Origin of the sequence: Longirhabdus pacifica, from assembly GCF_004115085.1 — a bacterium.
GTDB lineage: Bacteria > Bacillota > Bacilli > Paenibacillales > DSM-105158 > Longirhabdus > Longirhabdus pacifica.
This window is the reverse complement of record NZ_QXJP01000022.1, coordinates 41,953-64,324: the sequence shown is the minus strand read 5'-3', so window position 1 is coordinate 64,324 and position 22,372 is coordinate 41,953. Positions and strand designations below refer to the sequence as shown.

Here is a 22,372-nt window from a genome sequence, read left to right as displayed (position 1 = left end):
GTAAGTATCAATCCAAAGTGCTAAAAACCTATTGAACACAAAACGAGAACAGCCGATTGTTTTGGCAATTAGTATTTCTTGTTCTTGATTCGGATAGATACGAAACTTATAGGCTTTATTGACTAACATTGTTTCCACCTCACTTTCTAACATTATCTAAATTATACCAAACCATCTTAGGCTACGCCTACCGACATTCAACTCCCACTTACTCATTGGGCTACGCCCTTCTCACCGTTGAAGTGGGAGTCTTCTGTCGGAAAAAGATAAATAAAACAAAGTAGATTTACCGGAACCAGAAGGCCCTACAATGGCTGTCGTTTTTTTATTCGGAATGTGCATGGAAATATTTTTTAATATCGTCGTTTTTTGATCATAACTAAAGCTTACATTTTCAATGGTAACGTCCGCATTTTCAAAAGCTTCTAACGCTAATTTCTCACTACCGTTTAACTTTTCTTCTGACATATTGTAGATTTCAAACACTCTTTCCGTAGAGCCTGCTGTCTTTTTGTAGTCGTTGTAAAAGGACACAAGTGAAACGATGGGTGTTACAGTTTGCACTAAATACACCACAATAGCGATAAATGTTCCAGCGAAAATATCGCCACTGAAAACTCTCAGTCCACCGTAACCGATGACACCAACGAAGATCACCATCATGAGACTAGTGATAATGGGAGAAACAATCGACTGGATTTTAGCTTCTTTTAAGCTGAGTTGAAATAACTCAAGCAACTTTGCATTCCCATGTTTCCGTTCTCTTTGTTCCGCATTGTTACTTTTCACTATTCGAATGTCAGAAAGGACACGTTTTATCTTTTAAAATGGTTAAAGTAACATGGCAAATATGAGCTTTATTGAACCTAACCATGTACCATATGAGCAAGCTTATCTGGATTGACCATATAGTACATCGTTTTTATTTTTTTATCCTCTACATCAAAACTTATAATCGATGGGGTTCCGTCAAGATCTCTTAATTTAAAGCCAGTTTGCCCGTTTACGGAGCATAACGAGACGATGAAATTTGGCTGTACTACAATATGAGAAATAAAATCAAGCAGTGCCATTACTCTCTCTTTTCCAATTATCGGTTTCATTGCAGCCGTTTTCTTGCCGCCACCATCCGCATAGTAGACAATATCTTCACGAAGATGGTTGACCAGCTCCTTGACGTTGCCCTCTTGGAAAGCAGCCATGAAAGACAGTACGACTTCTTCATGTTCCTTTTTGCTTTCATTCCCGCTTATTTCTGCTTGCATCGTCGTTTGTAACGTAGGAAGTTTCTGCTTGATTCTGCTTAATATTTTTCGGCAATTACTTTCTGTCTTTTCCACAATGTGTGCAATACTGGCATAGTCGTAGTCTAATACGTCGTGTAGTATAAACACCGCTCTTTCCACAGGCGTTAACTGATCAAACAAGCGTAGTAGCGCGATGGAAACTTCCTCTTCCCGTATGACTTCATCTAATGGACTGTATTCCTTTACAATAGGTTCTGGAAGCCACGTTCCAACATACACTTCTCTTTTTTTCGCAGCAGATTTCAGCAAATCCAAGCACCGGTTTGTAACTAATTTGCACAAAAATGCTTTTATATGTTGTTGATGTTGTAATTCGTACGACTTCAATTGCGTGAATACATCCTGTATGATATCCTCTGCATCACTAGCACTACCGGTCATCTTATATGCCAGTGAAAAAAGCAGTTGCCCGTATTCACTATACCATTGTTGTATCGTGTTGTTTTCCATCGTATCACTACCTTTTCTTCAAACTAAACTGGCAGACTTCCAAGTATATTCTCTAAGTTTTAAACCTAAGGAGCCTGTTATCGTAAAGTTCATCCCCCATTTTTGTATCCAAACGAAACCATCTTTTGGGCCTATACTGACACAAAACAATGTTACTGGCATGCTTTTATGAGCAATAGGATGACTGCTGTGATGCATCATATTTTGCATCGTTTTTGCTAAGCGTTGTGCTTGTGGTATCGCTTCTTTACACGTCATACCATCGGCTTCATGACTTACAGCATCTATAATTTGTGCGCAATCGCCAATGGCAAAAATATCGTTGCGTCCTTCTACCTGATAGTAATCATTGACGATAAGTTGACCCTGTTTCGTAAGGGGCAGTTGAAGTTCTTTTACTATGGGATTCACTTCTACTCCCGCTGACACCATACAGTAATCCACATTTATTTCTGTTCCATTCTCACATAGAAGTGATCCTGCCTTATATTGTTTCACCCTACTGTTAGGCATAAATGTAACACCGAGCTTGCGCATTCTTTTTTGCAACTTCAAACTAATATGATGGGGAGCTTGGTGCAATAAGTGGGAATGAGAATCTATTAACAACACGTTCACTTTATCTTCGTTCATGCCGTTAGAGCGATATTGCTTCTTCAGCCATACGGCTAGCTCACATGCAGTTTCTATCCCTGTAATCCCGCCACCTACAAGGGCTATATTGACGTTTTTTTCTTTGTTTATGTTGTCTGTTTTCCTTTCCTGCATGATGTGGTCTAATTGCTCTCTCATTTGCTGGGCACTAGCTAAATCTTTCAGTATAACGCCACCTGTAAAGGCATGCTGGTCTTTCACTTTACTTCCTAGTGTCATTGCTAGCATATCGTAATCAACTTCGATCACTTCATCACGGGCTTGTTTGATGACTACTTTCTTTTCCTCTTCTTTTAGCTGTATAAACTCTCCTTGCATAAAGGATATGCCTTTATCTATATACGTATCAAATGGGATCTTTATATTTAATTCATCTGTATGTTCTGTTATTGCTTTCACTAACAATACTTTTCGAAAATGATATTCGTGCTTATCTATCAAAATAACCTGAAGCGTAATGCCCATTTCCTCTTTCCATTCTTTTTTCAAACTATCCACTAAGTTAATTCCTGCATATCCGCCACCAACAATGACTATGGTTTTCATTGTTTATCGCCTCCTTACCCTTATAACGATAAAGGAAGTCGATCTGTGACATTGCAGACATTGTTTCTTTTAACATGCATGATATCTGGTGTACAAAATTTCTCTATATCATAATGTATACTGTCAAATTTCATAAATCTTCTTCGTCAAATAAACGCTGCCACTTTTTGCGGAGAATCCAACATAATTAAATGATCTGTATTTTCCAATATCACTTCTTTAGCATTATTTTTATTACAAAATGCATGACTTTGCTTTAATTTAAAATCTCTCATCTCTGAAGATTCATTTTTATTCATCGCAACTACAACCGTTGTAGGCACTTTCAACGTATTTTCAGCATCAAATGGATCGAAATCCCACATCGTTTTCAAGCAAGCGATTTGAGCTTCTCTTTTCAATTTAAAAGTAACTTTACCATCTTCCCTTATATTTACTTGGTCACGGACTGCATGTTCAATATCTTCATTCCATAGGTCAGGATCATCGGATTTCATAAATGTAAAAAAAGATGACAAGTCTTGCAATGCTTCTTCTGGAAACTCTTGCTGTTCAAGCATTTCCCATTGCAACCCAGGCACTTTGCTAACAGGATGATAACCACCATCCAAAAGTACGAGATGCTCTACATACTGCGGATACATACTGGAAAATTTAACAGCTAGGTCAGCGCCCCACGAACTTGCAACAACGACCGTTTTCTCTATGTTTAACGCTTCAAGTAATCTTGTTAGATGTTCAGCTAGTGTATCAAACTCATATGAAGGAGCATCTGAACTATTCCCGTGCCCTGCTAAGTCTGGGGCGATGATTCGGTAGTGTTTTTTTATGATTCTAGCTGTAGAAGACCAGATCTCGCTTGTCCAACCTAAACCGTGAAGTAGTAAAAGGTTTTTTGCATTTTCATCGTTCGTGATCCTTTCTCTAATGAAATACTCACTTTCTTGCATGTTGATCGTTTTATCCTTCCACATTGTTTGTCCTACTAAATATTACTTTTACGGCTTTGTACTCAGGCATCAACTTGCATTTTATTCGGATTCCTTTTGGTTCTAAGATGAATCATTTGTTTCGGTTCTCATACACCCTTTATTTTCCATAAATATTTATATATTGTATAATGAATTCAGTATCATTGTAGGAGTTAAAAATGGTTGAAACAAAAAGTACTTTGGATTAGTTTATTTCTGCTTATATTGAGTTAGGGAGGGAACTATCTCTATTTTCAATCACAAGAGCTTGATCAGCCAAAAGAAGCATTGACTATAGAACGTATGGAAGCTCCAATGGGAATAAAAAACAGTGATGTGTTTATAACAGCAAGTTCCTCTGATTATGAGTTAGAGATAAATGAAGCCAATTCATTAGGGATTCCGATAGGATCACTATATTTAGTCAATAAAACCCTGATCATCTTTCTTATATTGCATATTCCATTATGATAAGTGGAAAAAGTAATGAAGGAGCAACTTTCACAGATTATGTGCCTGTTAATTATGCACCTGAGCTTGAAAAGGAGCTAATTAAGGCGGTTATCGTTTCGATTGTAGCTGGCATTCTGTTTTTATTCACTTTTATAGTAAATCTTTTACTAGTTATCCTCATGAGAAAGCTTTCTAAGTTGAAAGAAAGCAGACAGCCGTTGTATGGAGTCAAGTAGGGTTAGTTATTAAGAGCGAAGCGGGAGTGATCAGGATGATGCAGCATGTTTTGTTATATATGAAAAAACATTCCAAACTAGTTTTAGCACTCCAAGTTTTCTTAGCTATAGTTGCTGTTATGCTGTACTGTAAATCTAAGACGTTAGACGAGACAACATATATACTAGAATTTACCTCATTTGTTTTACTAACAATAATGCTTAGCTTAGTAGGCATTCAAGAAATTTTGAATAAATCTCATACCGTTGTCATTATATATTCGTTTCTCGTTGCTTTATTTTGTTTTGGCATAGCGATCTACCAGTTAATTTTATTGTTATCCTTATACTTTTAAGTTTGTTATAGAAGATTGGCTCATTTATATAATTGTAGTAAGCCGTCTAGCTGTTTGAAGCATAGGACGGCTTACTTTCGTTTATGAAAGGACAGCATAGCTACAATAAGCAACCCGAATGAAATCCATCATTCATGATCATTCATCATATTTACTCGTATCTATTTTTATTTCTAGTGCGTTCAACTTATCTATAACAATATCATATTTTTCTGCAAATTTGGTTAATATCTCATGATGTCGCTGGGACTGTATATCATACTCTTTGCGAATGTTTGCTATCTCACTGCGATACAATTCTTCTCTCGTATTATATGTTTTCAACGTCCAAAAAAATAAGCTAACAAAAAGGACCGCAAACGGCCCATACAGTGTAAAATAATCGATGATGTTGTATTGGCTATCTATGATGTCCACCTCCCCCGAATCTTTGTAATCCAATACTATGGGAAAACTCTTTATCTATTTATCAAGTGCAATATATTAAGATTTTGTTCCAGACATGCTGTACCACTCATTATTATACTTATATTGCAACTTCCCATCGTCGCTTACTCGAATATTACCTTCATGTAATACTTTATTATCATTAATAATGATTTCACCATTGTTGTCCATATATGCTTTCACATCTCCGTTATATCGAAACTCTGCTAATATATTGTCTGTTGAATCATAAACCATTGTATTTACATCAAATATAAACCTCGCACCACTTCTGAGTACCAAATGATCTGGACCAAATACGCTATGTGGATCATTCTCTGAACCAATAACTAACAACCCTTCTTCTTTTACATCCGCACCATTTGCTAACCCTTCTTGTAAATCATACAAACCTTCAGCAAAATTCTTTGCTTCATCATAGTAACGAATATAACCGTAATCAGAGTTTTCATTCCCTTTACTATGCAACTGTATCCCAGCATATCCATTTGTATCATGATGAAATAACTCTAAACCATCTCCTTCATGACGAATGTATAATTTCCCTTCTTTATATTGATTCCCTTCGTTTCGTAGATACTTTTCAGATAAAGAATGATTAACTTGAGCTAGTTGCTGTTTCTGGTCAGCTATATCTTGAACAAGTTCACGAACTACCATATTTAAATTTGTATCATAAAGCATATCTATATGTTGTACTTTTGTACTTAAACTATCAGCTACAAAATAAGTAACACTATATTGGGCATTCTTATTAAAGTTTCCAGTTTCAATGATGGCTTGCTCATCACCATAATGCTTTATATCTACATCTTCATGAAAAACTCTCGACCAGCTTGCTTTTTCATTTCCATTTTCATATACATCTAAGATTTTTTTTGTTTTATAGCTTAATCCTTCGCTATCTTCAAAAGCACCATTAATCCAATACTTTGAATTGAAATATTTAGGTGTAACTGTTTCTTTTACTATTAACCCCTCACCAAAAGTTAACTGATTCTCTCCTTCAAAAAGGGATAAACCAACTTGACCCTCTATTTCTTCTTCAATAGACTGTTGTAGTTGGTATACGATTGTATAAGGCGTATACTGAAATGATTTATAAAGAACCGCTGTTCCCTTATCTACTTTTTCGTCTTCATTTAAAACACTTTGATCCAATTCTCCGTCATTATATTTCCACCCGTTAAAATATCTTTTTATATCATATGGATTGGGAGTAATATCTGACCAACCACTATCACTATTCATAATCTTAATGTGTAAACTTCCGTTCTCTAATATAAAGTCTTCATTTTCAACAATTTGACCGTTATAAGAAATAAGAACAAGATTACTCATATCTATTGATTTATTTATTGCAAAGTTTAAGAGTTTTACTATTTTGTATCCAGATCCCTCTTCATGTAATTGCCAATTCATCGACCCATCCAATTCTTTCTTCTCAAACCATGTTGTTTTGTACAATTTATTTTCACGCTCTGTTATTGTATCTGCTTTCTCGTTATCCATACTCGAACATAGGCTAGTATTAAAAAATACTAAATCATCATTTTTCGGTTCGAATTTCATCACTTTTGATCCTATGCTAAGCATTGGATTCTCAAATACATACATCTCTGGTGTCTCAAATGAAGTAATACCTAATTTCAAGCTCAAACTAACAGCATTGGGTGGAGGAGAGAAAGTTACTTCACCAATCACCTCTGACTCCATCACAAGATCATCTTGATCGTCCCACAGCTGATATATCAGCTGCCCCTCTACTTTATCCATGCTCAGAGTATAATTTTCTTCAGGTACTATCGGGATTTTTGGACTATAACTAAATGTGGAAGATGCTGTTGCATTTAATGTTGCACTGTAGTCTTCATGGATCATCATATCATTACTTAATTCCCATGCATGAAATGGAGGTATCATGTTTTTTCCATGTCGAATGATATAAGGACATTGTATTGATTGCACACTATCTACATACGAATAAGCTACTGTGATATAACTTGTTGCTTCCTCAAGCGTGAGAGAATCGATATAGGTCTTTTCTTCGTCAGAAATTTCATATAAACGCAAACTATCGAAAGCAACCCACTGATTATTTGAATCAATTTTAAAATGAATTCCAACATTGTTTTCTGTACCATCAGCGGTGAATGTTACATAATCTAAAATAAATGAAGCACTGTTATTCTTGTTACTTAGTTTATGGTACCCTCCTGACTTTCTTACCGCTACTGTTCCAGTAATAGAACTACTTCCATCTTTTATAACTGATGCAAATAGATAGTTTCTACCGCTTATAATATGTTGAGTAGGAATACCATAGTAACTTGAAGCAGGATATTGATCTGCTAAGTCAAAGTATACTTTTATACCGTATTTACCGTTAAAATCATTTTCCTTATTCGATTGAAAAGAACTGGCTACTTGACCAATTTGAACGGAAAATTTACTTTCTTCCTCACAATTCCCTTCTCTTCCTAATAAATTAATCAATGTACGCCCACGTATTTGATCAAAGGTTACATTGGTAGCTTGATTAGTCGTGACTTTATTGTGTCCTCGTTTTAATGTTACTATTTTGTTTGTTGAATCTGCTAATTTCCCCTGTATTTCTCCTAAATCACTTTGCAAATCGTTTACACTATCCTTTACTTCTTGCACGGTTGTATCTATCGTTTCAAAATTCTCATTAAATTCTTCGTGTAGTACATAATCTGATGATTCCCATGTATGAAGCTCGAGATTTTCTGTTTTCTTGCTCATCTATTATTTCCTCTCCTTTCACATTACTAAAATTAGATAAGAACTAACGCCGATGTTTACAACTAATTACTCTATTTTTGAATCCCACTTAGTTCATACCAATTGTCGTTATATTTATAATGCAACTTACCGTCGCTTGAGATTTGGATTGTGCTTTCATCCAGTACTTTATTATCTCCTACATAAAAAGTGGATGGGGCTTTTCTTACTTCAATCCATTCTATGAGTGTTTCACCTTTTCCGACAATGTCTAAACTATTTACATAATTACATATAACCACTAAATCCCAGTATTTTGCATCTGGATCAAATTTATTATGGGAATTCTCCTCTGGTGTGTTATAACCCGAAATTGCACTCTCAAAAAATGCAGTTTCTCCTGCCGATATATTTTGAAACTCCGCTCCAAAATAATTGTATACATGGGCTGTATCATAAAGCAGTTCGTTATAATTGTTATCAAGAGAGATCGCACCCAACCAAAATTTAGTATCTTCTTCCCCTTCTAATTTCTTCACTTTTGCCTTTACAAAATACGTACTATCTGGGTCAACAGGCATTCTCATTCTAACCTTTGTCCAGCACTCGTCTGTGAATACAATACCTTGATGCTCTGCACGATATGCAACAGATCCTTCACTATTATAGTCGTATATTAAAGGGGACCAATCATTATTACCGAGCAACAATGTATCTTTGGTATGCAGCATCTCTTTTTCTAACTTGTTGGAATATTGTTTAGCACTATCTATTTTATTCGTTACAGAAGTAAGTTCCTTGGACAGATCGGCTGTTTTTTGCACTAAAGATTCCACTACAGTATGCAAACTACCCTCATATTCTAAATGCATTGTAGACATTGGTGGAGTTAACGAATTTATCATTTGATAGGTAACGGTGTAAGTTGAATCGGAATGATAGTCATATTCAGAAATAACTGCGTATTCTTTACCATACATAGATACAAGATCAGTATTATGTGGTGCAATACTCCAATTAGCATCCTTCCTTCCGTCCCGATACACACATGAAATTTTTGAATTTTTCTTTGGCAATTGTTCACCAAGATTTTCTGCAAATGCAGCGTTAATCCAGTATTGAGAGTTGAAAATTCTCGGTCTAACTTCCTCCTGTACAATAATTCCTTCACCAACCTCTACTTGGTTCTTCCCTGTAAGAAACGATAGTCCTAACTGACCTTCAATTACTTCTTCTATGGGTTCTTCAAGTTCATATTGAAGTTGATAAGGCGTGTAGTTAGAAGGCATTGATTTTTGTGATTGTAAGCTATTTGTAATTTCATTATTTCCTGTAATGCTTTCCCACTTCTCACCATCAATGTATTTCCAACCGTTAAAATATCTACAAATATCCCATTCAGAAGGATTATAATTTTCCCAGCCTGTATCCTCGTCGGAGAGAAAAATAAATACAGCTTTTTCTTCCGATATAGTAAAGGCATCTGCTTTTATTGTTTCATCTATACTTTGTTCCAATAATTGATTGTTATATTTTATTAATAGGTGCTTGTTTGGTTTTTTCTTAAATGTCTTAAAGAAATTATCTAAAAATTCATTAGAAAGCCTTATTTTCTTTACCCCTGACACATCTTCAACTAATCTATAAATTATTTTTCCAGTTAACTCAATATGATCCATGCGCTTATTCTTGTATAATATCCCGTCTCGCTCAGTGATCGAATCATATACTTCACCGTCCATACTTGATCGCAGGACGGTTTCGACATACATTTCATCATTGTTTTGCGGTTCAAAATTGACTTTTGCTGTGCCTAACGCCAACATTAAATTTTCAAAACCGAATGTACCTGTACCTTTTTCCACTGTATTGCCTATTTTTATGGTCATCTTCACTGCTTCATCAGAAATGGTAAGTGAGCTGTTATTTTCTAAGACTTCTTCCTCTATGATCTCACCTTCATCATTCCACGACTGATAGATGGCGTTACCGTCCATAGTGTCAGCACTAAAAGCATAGGCTTCACCAGCAACTACTGAAATAGGCGGACTGATGCTCCATCGCTCATGTTCTGTAGCACGTAATGTAAGTTTATAATCTTTATCTATCGTAGTTTCCTCCGACAAATTCCAATCAGAAAAGGGAGGGATGACATTTCTACCATAACGAATGACATATGGATTTGTTAAAGAACGTAAACCTTCAACATATGGATATCGCGTTGCAATGTATTTTTCCGCTTCTATGATACTAAGTGAGTCGATGTAGGTTTTTTCACTTTCTATTATTTCGTATAGCCTTAAGCCATCAAAAGCACACCATTGCTCATTAGCTAAAACATTAAAATATATCCCTACACTCTCTTCTGTTCCATCTGCTGTGAAAGTGACATAGTCTAATGTCGATGTTAATTTACTATCTGTACTTTGAATATGATATTCCGTATTAAATTTTCTTACAGCAACATTTCCTTTAATTGATGAACTACTATCTTTAATATGTGCCGCAGCTAAATAGTGTTTCCCTTGTTTGATGTTGTAATTCCGTATACCATAAAAACTAGTTCCATATTCCAAATCATCTACTAAGGAGAAAGTAGCACGAATCCCATGTCCACCATACACTGCATCCGCTTTACTTAGCTGGAATGTATCCGCTTTTAAAGCAATTTGCACGGAAAATTTACTTGTGTCCTCACAGTTGCCATCGCTACCTAACAAGTTAACCATTGTCCTCCCTATTATCTCTGTCATACGAACACCAGATGCTTGTTCGGTAGTTACAATGTTTTGTCCTCGCTGTAAAGAGATGGTCGTTGCCGATGTATCCGCTAGTTTTTGCTTAATATGCTCAACATTCTCTTCTAAATCATTCACTTCATCTTGTAAATTTGTTAGGTGTTCTTTTGCGTCTGCTACTTCAAGATCTATTGTTTGAAAATTTTCATTGAATTCTTCGTGTAGTACGTAATCTGATGATTCCCATACATTCAGATTCAAATGGTTGGTTTTGTTATTGCTCATCTATTATTTCCTCTCCTTTCATCTTGCAACTTTACTGTATATAAAAACATCTCTACTATCGTACGCTCTTAATTCGCTTAAAAAAGAACGATAGTAGAGATGGAACATAGGGGGCAAAACATATGTCTGTTTGCTCCACTTGCATAGGTCACAAAAGTCGCGGCACAGACATATATTCTGCTAGGTAGGCGTAAAGAAAGTGAGTGAACACTTCTTTTGCAAAAATAGCAAAAGTCACTTTTCACTTACTTTCTTTGTTCAGTTAAGCATCGCATCGTTGAGTTTTAACTATGTTGAATTGCTATCATTTAGAAACATAGTTTGTAATTCGCCCCACTGATAGGCTTTTATATCGTTATAGGTTGTTTTATAACCTTCTAATTCACTCCACGGTAAGTACGTGAATGTAAATGTCGTTTGTAAGTGTGCTGGGACGATTTCATTAATGGCATTTTGTATGTCTGCTAAGTTAGATGGCACGCCGCGCTGACCCACAAATGTGATGTTAATCTGGTATAACTTTTGATTTTCCGTAATTTCTACTTCACCATTGACGTATGCTTTAGCTACTGTCTTGATGAGATCAGCATTAACGGTACCGACCCCTCTTAGCTTGGATTCAATGACAGAGCGTCTTTCTTGGACGGGCTTAAAATTATCTGTTGGGATGTCACAAATACGCTCCCAGTGTTCTAACCCCCATGTGGCGGTAGATACAAAAAATTGATCCAGTACATCTTGTACGGCATCATTTAGTTGCTGTACTTCTTCAGCTTCTAAATTTACGATGTTTTGTGGGATGCGTGCATCTTGGTAATAACGTGGCAAGTAATCTAGCATTTCTTGTTTATATTTTCGAGTTAGTATGGTATTCAGCCTCCCGAGGTAAAATATATGCCTGCTTGCTCCACTTGCGTAGTTCACAAAAGTCGCGATGCATACATGTATTTTGCTAGTTGAAACGCAAAAGATGTGGCTGGGTGCTCCTCTTGCATAAACCGCAAAGGTCGCTACCCATCCACATCTTTTGCTGATTGGTATGTTGCAGGTAGATCAAATGTTGTTTCTTTTCATACTATCTATGTTAATAGTAGCGAACGGTTTTCCAGTTTTGTCCGTTATAGAATTTTAGGTTACCGTCACTATCTATTTTTAATGTTCCTTCTGTTAACACTTTGTCTCCGTTGTTTGTTAAGGTTCCTTCAACTTCAACGCCATGGGAAAAATCATTGTTTTGGTTAATTACTAGTTTTTCTTCCACAGCTAAATCTTTGACAGCTAAAGCATTTTTACCAAAGTATTGAAAGTCTTTATTTGGTGAGAATCCCCATTCGCCCATGTCAGCTTGGGTTAATACTTTATTACCTTTTAACGGTGCACGAATTCCCCCTCCAATATAATGATTAGCAGAAGAATTAAACCGTGTTAGTATTCCTGTCGATATTCCATCTTCAGATATTTTCAATCTATCATTAACCTCAGTTTTAGGATAATAAGTTGTATTATACTCAGGTAAATCTGTTCTTGGATTTCGTTCATATTTATCGTAATATATTTCCACTTTTATGTTTGGTGAAGTTGAGCTTATTTGATATGCCGCACCTCCACCTCGCATCCAAACAATCACTACAGAGGTATCAGGTCTAGAGCATATAATGTCAGCTACCGTTGTTTCAAAAGTTTGACCGATCGTAACATCCATCTCATACGAAGCACCAGACCAACCTATTAACATTTGATCTATGATGAGATTTAATCCAGCAAAATGATTTGTGGAATCAGGATACCAACTTGATGGTGCCTGCCAACCGTATGAACGATAAATATCTAATCGATGCTTTCTTGTATTTTCAGTAAACTCTACCCCCTCAAACACAACGGGATAGTACGTGTTGGCATCGCCTTCTACAACAAAGTCTATCGTTTTCTTTGTTTGTACTCTTGCATCACCTACATATAAAGTATTAGGTGCTTTATACACTTCCAACGATTCGATTAAAGTTTGTCCTGTTCCAGTACCATCATTTAAGTAATTACAGACTATAACAACATCAAAATAGGCTGCATTGGGATCAAATTTATGGTGATCAGCTTCATTCTCAATATTGTATCCCTTGATTGTGCCTTCATAGGTCATTGTGTTGTTAACAGGTGGTGTAGCTGCTAAAGCTGCAAAATAATTATAATTAGTTGCTTGATCTTTCATAATTGCATTAAAATCACTATCTAATGAAGCAGCACCACAATAAAACGTACCATTTCCACTTAACTTCTTCACCTTTACCCTAGCGTAGTACGTACTTTCAGGATCAATAGGTATACGTGTGCGAATGAGAACAGCGGTTTCATCTTTCACGATTCCCCCTTGTTGTTCTGGATCATAAGCAATTTTACTCATATCTGTGTCATATACTAGTGACGTCCAGTCGTTATTACCTAGTATGAGGCAGTTACGTTGGAAGTGCATTGTATCGCTAAGTTGGTCGGTGTATGCTTTAGCATTTGCTTCTGTTTCGTTCCATTGCTCTCTTTCCTGCTGTGTGATGTGAACAGTGGTGTCACTTTCATGCGTGTCTAGCTGCGATTGGGAAGCGCTATTTTCATCAATAATATCCCAATTTTCATTAAACATTTCCCGCTTCACATACTCATTCCCATGCGGTTTTTTGATTCCTAATTTTGACGTTAAGTCAGGCATTATAAAGCCTCCTCGTAAGCTTCAAATTCGCTCCAAATGATATTTTCACCATCCAATTCATCCCATGTAAACTGGTTAGCGTCCATATCGTTCCAAATGATGAACGTAAATTCAAAGCTAATGTTCAAATGCGCTGGGATAATTTCTTGCAGCGATTGTTTGATATCATCGAGGTTAGAGGGAATACCAAGTTTCCCAACAAATCTAACGTTAATCTGATATTGAGCAGGTAATTCTTCTACGTCTACTTCCCCGTAGTTATAAGATTCTGCCACTTCTTTCATCAACTCGATATTCACAGTACCAATGCCCCTTAGTTTTGAACGCACGACAGCACGTCGCTCTTCATGTGTTTTAGTGTAATCTGGAGTAATACCACAAATGCGTTCCCAATTGTCTAAGCCCCATGTTGCTTTGTCTACAAAAAATTGATGCAGTACATCTTGTACTGCATCATTTAATGCTTTTACTTCACTTGCTTCTAACTTCATGACATTGTTAACGATACGATTGTCCTGATAGTAACTTGGCAAGTAGTCCAACATATCTTGGGTCACTTTTTCTAGAGAAGTGGTGTTTTTGTTGTTCATGCACTTCCCTCCTTCTCTGTTACGGTCACACCGTTTTCAGACAGTACGGCTACTTGTCCATCTTGGATAGCAATTTCTACATTACCTGTTGCTTGTCCATTAATATATAGTTCATCGTAGTCTTTGACTGCTTCTAAATCGAGTATGACATTTCCTATTTGTGAGCGGCGTACGATAGGATCAGCAAAAGCTAATGAAGCTAAATATTGCGTAATATCTTCTGTAATTTTTTGCTGTAACTGTTCTAATGTCCGTTGTCCTTTGTAGCCATCTAACCATTCTATTTTTACGGATATAGTAATTGGAATTTCTGTTGCTGCTTCTACGGTAACATCTGCTCCAATGGGACGTACTTTTTCAATATGCTTGTCCACATCTTCCGTTATTTCGGTAGAAGGTGCTTTTTTATCATCACCTAGAATGATCACTTTTACAGTACCTGGTCCATTGGCAAGCGGTTTGACCAACGCTTCAGATATACCCGGGACTTCTTTTGCCCATTGCAAGTAATGGTTGGCGTTGCCACTCGTACCAGACTGCTGTACATGTTCTAAATATCTGTCGAGCAATTCTTTATCTGATTCTTCGTCTGTTCCGCCTTCGGTCTGTTTATCATTTGTCACACTCAATACGCTGCTTAAATCTCCTATCACGGTAGTAATGAAATGTGCTTCCACATTACCTTGTGCACCTCCAGTAACAGCTTTAATGTTCACGGCCGCACTGCCATTTAAAACCTTACCTTCTTCCGTTGTCACGTAATATAGGGTATCACTGTCGATGAGTGGGGATGAGGAAACTTGTGTTCCAACAGGGATGACGGTTCCATCAGGTCCGGTAAACGTGACTTGTCCTTCTGCTTCCGTTACCGCTTTTCGTGTTAAACCCATTTCTGCACAGCGTAAATCCAGATATTCACCGTAAGTCGTATCAGCAAAGCCAAAACGAAGTACTTGATCTAAGTGAATGTAAGTTTGTGCTAGTTCAATCGCTGCTGGCGATAAGAGATCATGCGTGATAGACCCTTGTCGCTTATCAATGTCATCTGGCACTTGTCCTAACATACGCTCTAAAATAACATCTTTTGTTACGTTCTCATATGCCATTACAACTTCACCTCCTCTTGTATGCTACCTAGGTAAGTTTCTACTTGAAACGATACGTAGATAGCATCGTCTTGTCGCTTTACTTTTACATCTTTAACGTCTGTAATTCGATCATCGTAAATGAGTGCTTCTCTTACGAGACGAGGAATTTCGGCAAAAATGAACTCATTAGAAACGTCTTTGCCGATAAGTTCTTCCAATTCACTTCCGTATTGGTCATCATATATTAAATAGCGAAATCTAGGCGTACATAGTGCTTTACGAATATATTGTTTGATCGCTTGTAAACTATCTACAAATCCTTTCATTTCGCCTGTATCAAAATTAAAATGGTATGTCTTTGACGATGCTATTTGCTTTCTACTCTCTTTTATCTCTACATTTGGCGCTTGTTGTATTGGGCTTAAAGCCAATTAAATCACCGCCTTATCTAATACGACAAAAATTTGATTATCTTGTATCGAGGCGACAATAACACGGTCTCCAACTTCAAGTTTAGACATGATCGTCACTTCGATATTTTCTCCTGAAACTTCGGCATCCAAGCCTAATGTTGTAAACGTAACGTTATTATTGGGGATAGTAGAACCCCCAGCAGTACATGAACTGGTGGCGCTAATATCATGTTGGGATACATCTGCTTGCACCGTCATAGGCTGCTGATTTATGTTTAACGTACGTTTATGTTCCAACAATTGCTCCGCTACAATTAAATCCGTACCCTCTAATTCAATGTTCATATTGTCCACTTTAATTTTCAGAGGTTCAACAGACAGTACGGTTGCTAATTCGACATCTACATCTTTGTTATAGCCGAATGTTTGCATCATTTGTATGAGCTTGCTATAGGAGCCGCCTTCTGGCTTTTCTTCATTCACTTTCATTTTTACCTCCTCCTAAGCAGGTGAAAACTACAATGCTACTCTTGCTCTGTATATTCTAGTGTAGGAAGCTCTTCTTTTTCAGATAATGTCACTTGCATGCGATGCATATTGTTCTCGAAAGTATGACTATCTGTTACGACATAGTAAGCACCTTTCATGCCTGTCATGGCTTCGGTGACATCCACGGATGTTCCAGAAATAACGCCATCGTGACCTAATGCTTCGATGCTTGCTTCTTCCGACACTTTGTTCAAGTCTTTTAATAACTGTTTTGCTAATTGTTTTAGTTGAGACTGTTTTTGATCGTTGCTTGCCGTTTCCAAATGCTGCATTAAACCATATTTTTCAATAGACTGATCGTCATGCTCAATCTCTTCATCGTAGGGACCCTTATTAATATCTCCACTGTATACCTTCACTTGATTGCGTAAGTCTTCGATAGATTCAGAATAGGATGCGCCTAATATGTTAAATCCGTTTTGTAAAACCCACTCTACTACTCTTTCTTTGCGTTCTTTAACAAATAGTTTTCCTTGTTCAGAATAAATAAAAAAGCGCCTTCCGGTTTGTTTCTTCGTTTCCGTTAAGGCGGTAATCATCATATCCCATAATGTTTTGTCTCGTAAAATTAATTTTGGCAGCACATAGCCTGTATCTTGAATCGATCCAACGAGAATATCATACTCACTACATAGCTGCCCGATAATTTCAGAAGCTGTCATGTTGACAAATTTTTTCGTATCCATGTTTTTTGTTAAATATATATTTTCATCGTATGCCGTTAGTTTCATCGTCCCATCTAATTCCATAGAATGAGAAAAAATAACACCGCGAAATAGTTCTTTATCGTCTTTTGAAAGGACTAGTGGTTTCCCTTTTTCAAACGTAATGATAGGATTATCCCCATTTTCCGTATTGGAAATACTAAGTTCTAGTTTGCGGAATGCCTGTTTAATATCTCCCGACCATGTAACAGAAGTCACGATAGGATCAATATAAAAGTCTCCGTTATATGCTATTTGTAAATTCATTATGGAATCACCAACTTTTGTTTCGGGTAAATCAAGTTTTCATTCGGTCCGATGACATCGACGTTTGCATCATAAATTTTGCGCCACTCACTTCCATTTCCCAATGTTTTTTGCGCAATTTTCCATAATGAATCTCCGCTTTTTACAATGTAAGTTGTTACTTTCTCTTGGTTATTTGGTCTTACTTTTTGCAAGTCATCGGGACCTTCTACTTTTTGAAATTCTAGGAATTTAAATTCCTTCAAACTAATCGTAAAGTAAATATCTCCAGGGCTACCCGCTTTTTCTTCGTAATTGAATGAGCGGATGGTTGCTGCGGTATTTACTTTTTGGGTTTCATCATGACTTGTAATTTTAAAGCTAACGGGGTTACCTGACTTTTGCCACTCTTCTATTTTCTTTACTGCCTGCCAAGGTTCTGGAAAGCCATCATATTCACAATACATCGGCTGATAGTCTTTTGGAAAAAAAGATGAGAAATCATACTGTTTGAGTTGCTCTTCTCCGATGATGGTAAACTCACCAAGTTTGGAAACTTGTACATCGTTAAAGTTATGACCAGAAGATATGCTGATGTTTTGTGGATTCACTGGAAGTTGAAAAGTTTCCGCTTCGTTATTGTAACTTAACCAAAATTGCACTTTATCACCTCCTAAGCATAAGACATGCCTGCTTCACTCATTCTAGAAACTAAAACACTAGCAATACGATCAATATCTGCATCTTCTCTAACAACAATCTGATCCGCTAATTTAGCAATGTGCATGCTATTGCTACCGTAAGCTTTATTTTCCTCAGATGTTAATACCCTTTCCCCTTTGTGCAAACGGGCAATATATCCATCTCTTGGAACGTAAGAAAGGCCGCTAGAATGAGAACCATCCACGCTATCTCCACCTGTAACGAAATTAATAGCATTGCCAATAAGTTCTCCACCAACATCTCCTACAGATTTAAAGAAGTCCGTTACATTCCCTACAACACTACCAATACTATCTGCAAGGAAGTCAAACGCAGACTTGAGAGAACCAATTATAGGCTCAACTATTCCCCACATTATGCTAATAACATCTCCAATGAGAGGAATTAGTGGTTCAACTATTTCAGTCACGAGCCAGTTAATTCCTTCTGCCAAAGTACCTGCTAGGTCCGCTGCCATAGGAAAAACGGTATTAAAAATATCCATAACAGTAGGCATTACAGCTTCTACCACAGATCCAATCGCTCGAATTAAACTAGCAATTAATGTGAAAACGGGCTTTACTGCGGTTTGAACGGAGAGTATAGTTTCTATAAATGAGCCCCAATACGGTTTCACGGCTTCAATGATGGTAATCATAGCATCTTTAAACGCATTAAATACTGGTGTTAATAGCGCTACACCATTAGCAAAATATTGCTGAATCTTTGGCCAGTTTAATTGTATAAACTGAATTAGATACATTACCCCCTCTATTAGACCAGCAAATAAGTTACCTCCCATTTGAATGAAAGGTTGCATTTTATCAGCACTAAATATTTCATTCATCAGTGATAGTAGTGGTTTTAGTTTGTCTAAGGCCATTAATCCAACCTGAGCCAAACCTTCTTTAAATCGTGTAGTAAATTGCAAATATTCTCCCATTGCACTATTGTCCATTAACTCCACCGCATAAGTGGAATGACCAATACCTTCTAATATTTCATCTAGTCGTTGGATCTTTTCTGCGTTTGTTTGTAGTTGATCAAACCCTACAAATTGATCAGCAATGTCATACTTTTGTGCAAATGCATCCGTATTACCCTGCATGACTTGCATTAGTTCATCTGATAAAGATGACATGCCTTTACCAGTAGCAGCATCCATTCTATTCGCAAAATCGACTAATTGATTTAATTCACTTTGATCCGTTGTTATAGGAGTAAACGAATTGGCAGAGGCAAGAAAATTATCTGTGGAAAGCCTTGAACCATCTGCCTTCTTTTTCATTTCGTTAACTAGGTCTGATGTTAATTGAGCAGCTTTTGCCTTTGCATCTTCACCACCACCAAGTTTTGCGTGTATAGCCGCTTGGATAGGTATAACTTGCGTTTCCCGCTTTGCAGCCGATTTCAAAGCTGTTGAAGCTAGACTAAATACAGCAGTTGCGGCTTTTACAGCTAAATCAGCAACCATTAACAATCCGCTTTTCATTCCTGCAAAAGCTTTAGAGGATGTAGACTTCATTGCTCCAAATGCTTTTCCAGCACCTGATTTCAATCCTCCGAATGTAGATGTGAAAACTGAACCCAGTTTACCAAACGACTTTTTTATTAATCCTGCGTACTTCATCTTATTAAAAAAAGCACTTAGTTTTCCTTTGGCTTGATTCGTCTTATTTATGAAGGACTGAAATCCATGAGTTGCAGTTTTTGTGAAAGATTTGATGATCTTTGTTTTATTCATCATGTTCCACGCTTTATTTGAGATAGAAGGGATAGTTTTCATTGTCTTCTTAAGTTTGCTTGAAGCAGAGGATGTCTGTTTCATAGATGCGGCTAGCATATTTGTTTGGTCCGTTAACTTTCTGGTTTCTTTTGTGGTTTTTTTCAATTTTTTAGCTGCTACTTTGCTAACTTCACTCATCTTTTTTAAAGACTTATTAAAAGCATCTAGCCGATCTAGGGCTTCTTTTAAGCTGTCTGAAAAAGTATTTATTTTTTTTATCGTCTTACTTAAATCCTGATCCACCTATCTCCCTCCTTTCTGATTTAACCTTGTTGTACGCTTTCTTTCACGCTCTTCTTCTTCAAGTACTAATATCATAGAAGAAAGCATAAATTGCTGGACTATTCTAGGTTTGGAGAAGATTTCGTCAGGTGGTATCCCTTGTCTTTGAAATATTTCATGCATTAAATAAGGTATGCCACCTGACTTTATTAGTTTTTTATTTCTTCAATTTGTTCTTCCTCATCACCAAATCCAGAAAGATTTAAAATTTCGGTTGTTAATCTTGCGATTTCTCCTGCTAATAAACGCTTTTGAATAACATCAACTGGTGTAGGGCCGAAGGCATTCACTAGCTTATCATCAGACCAATTTGGTTGTTTACAAGATTTTTCAATGATTAATGCTCCAAACTTCTCTTCATCAAGCTGTTTTCCATTCTTCACTGGGTAACTTGCCTGTTCACGAATTCGATGTATTGTTTTTCCATCTAATGCTTCGATGGAGAAATTAACACCAAATCGTTTCATATATAATTCTTTTTGTGGTTTGATTTCCGTATCTAATAATGCATTTAAAATTTCTTCCTGTCGTTGGTTACTCATTTTATTTTTCCTCCAATGTATAAAATAGAATAATGCTATGAAATACTTGCATGAATAAAAGTAAAAAGCGGTTTATTTCTAATAAGGAAATAAACCGCTACTAAAATCTCTTTATTGAGCTTGTATCTTATCTTCTAATTCATATCCAGTGAATGTAAATGGTAGCTCTTCCTCTACTATTGAACCAACTTCATAGTTCATTAGCGGAATACTATCGAATTGAACGCCTTTTAGACGAACACGGTATGCACCAAATGATTCAGGATCAGCTAACTTCATCATAATACTTGTTACAAATGGCCCCTTTGTATCATCTGCTACTTGTCCTATTCGCTCAATAAATTCTGTAGTAATCTTATACCCGGTCATTGTACCACTGCCGGTTAAACTAGTAACCTTATGAGCTACCCAACGAGTCCCAGCACGTTGTATTTCTTCTTTGTTTATCTCTACAGCAGCTTCTGCACTTTTTATATTTGTTAACCATTCTCCATCATACCAAACTTCTCCAAATGTTCCGTTAATTGTACGTGATGCATCTAATGCCACATCAATCACCTTCCTCAGTTAATTTTATTTTGTTTATACATTAATGTTTAAGAATATACGTTCCATGGAATCTACTTCTTTATACCCTACAATTAGGAATACAGAGTCTCCCTCGGATACTTGGTTTGCATCTAATTCCACTGTAATGTCAGAAAGCACATTCGCATTCTCTAACGTTTCTAAATAAGCTTTAATGACACCAATTAATGCTTTTTGACCATCCTCATTATTATTCAACTTACCGATATAAGCTTCTGCTGCTGCTTTGGTGATGTCCGTTGCAACTGCTTGTCTTGCTCTGATTGCACGGATTTTTTTCGTTGAAGATGAAATACCTTGTTCGATTTTCACTCTTCCACCGTCATGTACAAGTACAAGGGCACCGTTGCCTAGTGCTGTTTTGATGTCACTGTGCTTGAATCTTACATTGACATCATCTACAAATACTTGGTTGTACGTAATCGATTTATTAATCGCTGTACCTGCAATAAGTCCTGCAATATATGGTGCAAAAGCTGCTGAATGATGCGTTTCATCCTCAATTTTGACACCATTAATGAGATGAATGATATAATCCTCATCGAATTCTTTTGTTGCTGGAACAGCGCTATCATCTGAGCGGCCGAGCACAGCCATGAAGTGTTTCCCTTCGGAACGGTTTGTTTCAATCCATGTTTTTACACTTGCTTGCTCGCTTGTATCTGCTGTACCGTCAAACACGAATACGTTGAATTCGTACTTATCAAATTCATCACGCATTGCAGCATAATCTGGCGTAGTTTCCATAGCATAAGCGAGTACTTCTTTTGCACCACCTTGTAATGCAAATTTGATGGATTGAATGTTCCCTTCTCCGAATAATGTTGCTGCTTCACTTTCTTTGGAAACGGTGTACATTGTTTTCGCTACTGCTGTTCCGGATGAAGTCATGATCGGCATAGCGATAATGCCACGAGCACCTCCTTGAATTTGTGCTGTTGCAGCCTCTACAAAATTTAAATATAAACCTGGACGCTTTGGTAATGCTGTTGAATCCCAAGATCCTCCTGCCATGTT

At 36.9% G+C, this 22,372-nt stretch carries 22 protein-coding genes; 1 reads left to right on the top strand and 21 read right to left on the bottom strand.

Translation table 11 applies throughout. The features are described from left to right. The 5 genes from D1Z92_RS14205 to D1Z92_RS14185 form a co-directional block, all read right to left on the bottom strand. Positions 1–129, bottom strand: a 129-nt coding sequence (locus tag D1Z92_RS14205) for a helix-turn-helix domain-containing protein (protein ID WP_164931619.1), incomplete at its 3' end; no start/stop codon positions are given. A gap of 102 nt (positions 130–231) precedes the next feature. After that, the gene (locus tag D1Z92_RS14200; RefSeq protein WP_370741298.1) at positions 232–798 is read right to left on the bottom strand and encodes an ABC transporter transmembrane domain-containing protein; all 567 of its coding nucleotides are present in this window, start codon (positions 796–798) and stop codon (positions 232–234) included. A 68-nt stretch (positions 799–866) separates the two neighbouring features. After that, entirely contained in the window at positions 867–1,757 is an 891-nt protein-coding gene (sigJ, locus tag D1Z92_RS14195; protein ID WP_128896335.1) for an RNA polymerase sigma factor SigJ, read from the bottom strand. 18 nt (positions 1,758–1,775) lie between these two features. Further along, positions 1,776–2,957 (bottom strand): NAD(P)/FAD-dependent oxidoreductase, encoded by a 1,182-nt coding sequence (locus tag D1Z92_RS14190; protein WP_128896334.1) that lies wholly within the window; start codon positions 2,955–2,957, stop codon positions 1,776–1,778. 146 nt (positions 2,958–3,103) lie between these two features. Then, entirely contained in the window at positions 3,104–3,931 is an 828-nt protein-coding gene (locus D1Z92_RS14185) for an alpha/beta fold hydrolase (RefSeq protein WP_128896333.1), read from the bottom strand. A gap of 721 nt (positions 3,932–4,652) precedes the next feature. Between D1Z92_RS14185 and D1Z92_RS14180 the strand changes: the two genes are divergently transcribed. Next, positions 4,653–4,952 (top strand): hypothetical protein, encoded by a 300-nt coding sequence (locus D1Z92_RS14180; RefSeq protein ID WP_128896332.1) that lies wholly within the window; start codon positions 4,653–4,655, stop codon positions 4,950–4,952. 138 nt (positions 4,953–5,090) lie between these two features. On the opposite strand, the gene D1Z92_RS14175 is transcribed toward D1Z92_RS14180, so the two are convergent. The 16 genes from D1Z92_RS14175 to D1Z92_RS14105 form a co-directional block, all read right to left on the bottom strand. Beyond that, positions 5,091–5,393 carry a BhlA/UviB family holin-like peptide gene (locus D1Z92_RS14175; protein WP_240666751.1) on the bottom strand — a complete coding sequence of 101 codons (303 nt, stop codon included), beginning with the start codon at positions 5,391–5,393 and terminating at the stop codon, positions 5,091–5,093. A gap of 42 nt (positions 5,394–5,435) precedes the next feature. After that, on the bottom strand, positions 5,436–8,165 hold the full coding sequence (locus D1Z92_RS14170) for a hypothetical protein (RefSeq protein ID WP_128896331.1): 2,730 nt from the start codon (positions 8,163–8,165) through the stop codon (positions 5,436–5,438). 71 nt (positions 8,166–8,236) lie between these two features. After that, entirely contained in the window at positions 8,237–11,167 is a 2,931-nt protein-coding gene (locus tag D1Z92_RS14165) for a hypothetical protein (RefSeq protein ID WP_128896330.1), read from the bottom strand. A gap of 288 nt (positions 11,168–11,455) precedes the next feature. After that, positions 11,456–12,007 carry a YmfQ family protein gene (locus tag D1Z92_RS14160; RefSeq protein ID WP_276318879.1) on the bottom strand — a complete coding sequence of 184 codons (552 nt, stop codon included), beginning with the start codon at positions 12,005–12,007 and terminating at the stop codon, positions 11,456–11,458. Between the two features lie 244 nt (positions 12,008–12,251). Further along, a complete protein-coding gene (locus D1Z92_RS14155; protein WP_128896328.1) occupies positions 12,252–13,865 on the bottom strand; it encodes a hypothetical protein in 1,614 nt (537 codons plus the stop codon). Beyond that, a complete protein-coding gene (locus D1Z92_RS14150) occupies positions 13,865–14,455 on the bottom strand; it encodes a YmfQ family protein (RefSeq protein ID WP_128896327.1) in 591 nt (196 codons plus the stop codon). The genes D1Z92_RS14155 and D1Z92_RS14150 overlap by 1 nt, the downstream gene beginning before the upstream one ends. Beyond that, a complete protein-coding gene (locus D1Z92_RS14145) occupies positions 14,452–15,561 on the bottom strand; it encodes a baseplate J/gp47 family protein (RefSeq protein ID WP_128896326.1) in 1,110 nt (369 codons plus the stop codon). The genes D1Z92_RS14150 and D1Z92_RS14145 overlap by 4 nt, the downstream gene beginning before the upstream one ends. Continuing rightward, complete coding sequence (locus D1Z92_RS14140) at positions 15,561–15,974, bottom strand: DUF2634 domain-containing protein (RefSeq protein ID WP_128896325.1); 414 nt, start codon at positions 15,972–15,974, stop codon at positions 15,561–15,563. Before D1Z92_RS14140 ends, D1Z92_RS14145 begins: the two co-directional genes overlap by 1 nt. Continuing rightward, complete coding sequence (locus D1Z92_RS14135; RefSeq protein ID WP_128896324.1) at positions 15,975–16,445, bottom strand: DUF2577 domain-containing protein; 471 nt, start codon at positions 16,443–16,445, stop codon at positions 15,975–15,977. It lies immediately after the preceding gene. A gap of 35 nt (positions 16,446–16,480) precedes the next feature. Next, positions 16,481–17,476, bottom strand: a complete 996-nt coding sequence (locus tag D1Z92_RS14130) for an XkdQ/YqbQ family protein (protein WP_128896323.1) — start codon at positions 17,474–17,476, stop codon at positions 16,481–16,483. Then, positions 17,476–18,117 carry a LysM peptidoglycan-binding domain-containing protein gene (locus D1Z92_RS14125; protein WP_128896322.1) on the bottom strand — a complete coding sequence of 214 codons (642 nt, stop codon included), beginning with the start codon at positions 18,115–18,117 and terminating at the stop codon, positions 17,476–17,478. Before D1Z92_RS14125 ends, D1Z92_RS14130 begins: the two co-directional genes overlap by 1 nt. 11 nt (positions 18,118–18,128) lie before the next feature. Continuing rightward, positions 18,129–20,186, bottom strand: a complete 2,058-nt coding sequence (locus tag D1Z92_RS14120; protein ID WP_128896321.1) for a phage tail family protein — start codon at positions 20,184–20,186, stop codon at positions 18,129–18,131. Then, positions 20,187–20,348, bottom strand: a complete 162-nt coding sequence (locus D1Z92_RS17370) for a hypothetical protein (RefSeq protein WP_164931629.1) — start codon at positions 20,346–20,348, stop codon at positions 20,187–20,189. It lies immediately after the preceding gene. A gap of 26 nt (positions 20,349–20,374) precedes the next feature. Then, on the bottom strand, positions 20,375–20,767 hold the full coding sequence (locus D1Z92_RS14115; RefSeq protein ID WP_128896320.1) for a phage tail assembly chaperone: 393 nt from the start codon (positions 20,765–20,767) through the stop codon (positions 20,375–20,377). A 111-nt stretch (positions 20,768–20,878) separates the two neighbouring features. Continuing rightward, positions 20,879–21,316, bottom strand: coding sequence for a phage tail tube protein (locus D1Z92_RS14110; protein ID WP_128896319.1), 438 nt, complete (start codon positions 21,314–21,316; stop codon positions 20,879–20,881). A gap of 33 nt (positions 21,317–21,349) precedes the next feature. Continuing rightward, positions 21,350–22,369, bottom strand: a complete 1,020-nt coding sequence (locus tag D1Z92_RS14105; protein ID WP_128896318.1) for a phage tail sheath subtilisin-like domain-containing protein — start codon at positions 22,367–22,369, stop codon at positions 21,350–21,352. Between the last annotated feature and the right edge of the window lie 3 nt (positions 22,370–22,372).

Excerpts from the sequence above, each read along its gene's own strand:
- sigJ (WP_128896335.1), bottom strand. The coding sequence starts at position 1,757 with ATGGAAAACAACACGATACAACAATGGTATAGTGAATACGGGCAACTG.
- D1Z92_RS14190 (WP_128896334.1), bottom strand. The coding sequence starts at position 2,957 with ATGAAAACCATAGTCATTGTTGGTGGCGGATATGCAGGAATTAACTTA.
- D1Z92_RS14185 (WP_128896333.1), bottom strand. The coding sequence starts at position 3,931 with ATGTGGAAGGATAAAACGATCAACATGCAAGAAAGTGAGTATTTCATT.
- D1Z92_RS14180 (WP_128896332.1), top strand. The coding sequence starts at position 4,653 with ATGATGCAGCATGTTTTGTTATATATGAAAAAACATTCCAAACTAGTT.
- D1Z92_RS14170 (WP_128896331.1), bottom strand. The coding sequence starts at position 8,165 with ATGAGCAAGAAAACAGAAAATCTCGAGCTTCATACATGGGAATCATCA.
- D1Z92_RS14165 (WP_128896330.1), bottom strand. The coding sequence starts at position 11,167 with ATGAGCAATAACAAAACCAACCATTTGAATCTGAATGTATGGGAATCA.
- D1Z92_RS14160 (WP_276318879.1), bottom strand. The coding sequence starts at position 12,007 with ATGCTAGATTACTTGCCACGTTATTACCAAGATGCACGCATCCCACAA.
- D1Z92_RS14155 (WP_128896328.1), bottom strand. The coding sequence starts at position 13,865 with ATGCCTGACTTAACGTCAAAATTAGGAATCAAAAAACCGCATGGGAAT.
- D1Z92_RS14150 (WP_128896327.1), bottom strand. The coding sequence starts at position 14,455 with ATGAACAACAAAAACACCACTTCTCTAGAAAAAGTGACCCAAGATATG.
- D1Z92_RS14145 (WP_128896326.1), bottom strand. The coding sequence starts at position 15,561 with ATGGCATATGAGAACGTAACAAAAGATGTTATTTTAGAGCGTATGTTA.
- D1Z92_RS14135 (WP_128896324.1), bottom strand. The coding sequence starts at position 16,445 with ATGAAAGTGAATGAAGAAAAGCCAGAAGGCGGCTCCTATAGCAAGCTC.
- D1Z92_RS14130 (WP_128896323.1), bottom strand. The coding sequence starts at position 17,476 with ATGAATTTACAAATAGCATATAACGGAGACTTTTATATTGATCCTATC.
- D1Z92_RS17370 (WP_164931629.1), bottom strand. The coding sequence starts at position 20,348 with ATGCATGAAATATTTCAAAGACAAGGGATACCACCTGACGAAATCTTC.
- D1Z92_RS14115 (WP_128896320.1), bottom strand. The coding sequence starts at position 20,767 with ATGAGTAACCAACGACAGGAAGAAATTTTAAATGCATTATTAGATACG.
- D1Z92_RS14105 (WP_128896318.1), bottom strand. The coding sequence starts at position 22,369 with ATGGCAGGAGGATCTTGGGATTCAACAGCATTACCAAAGCGTCCAGGT.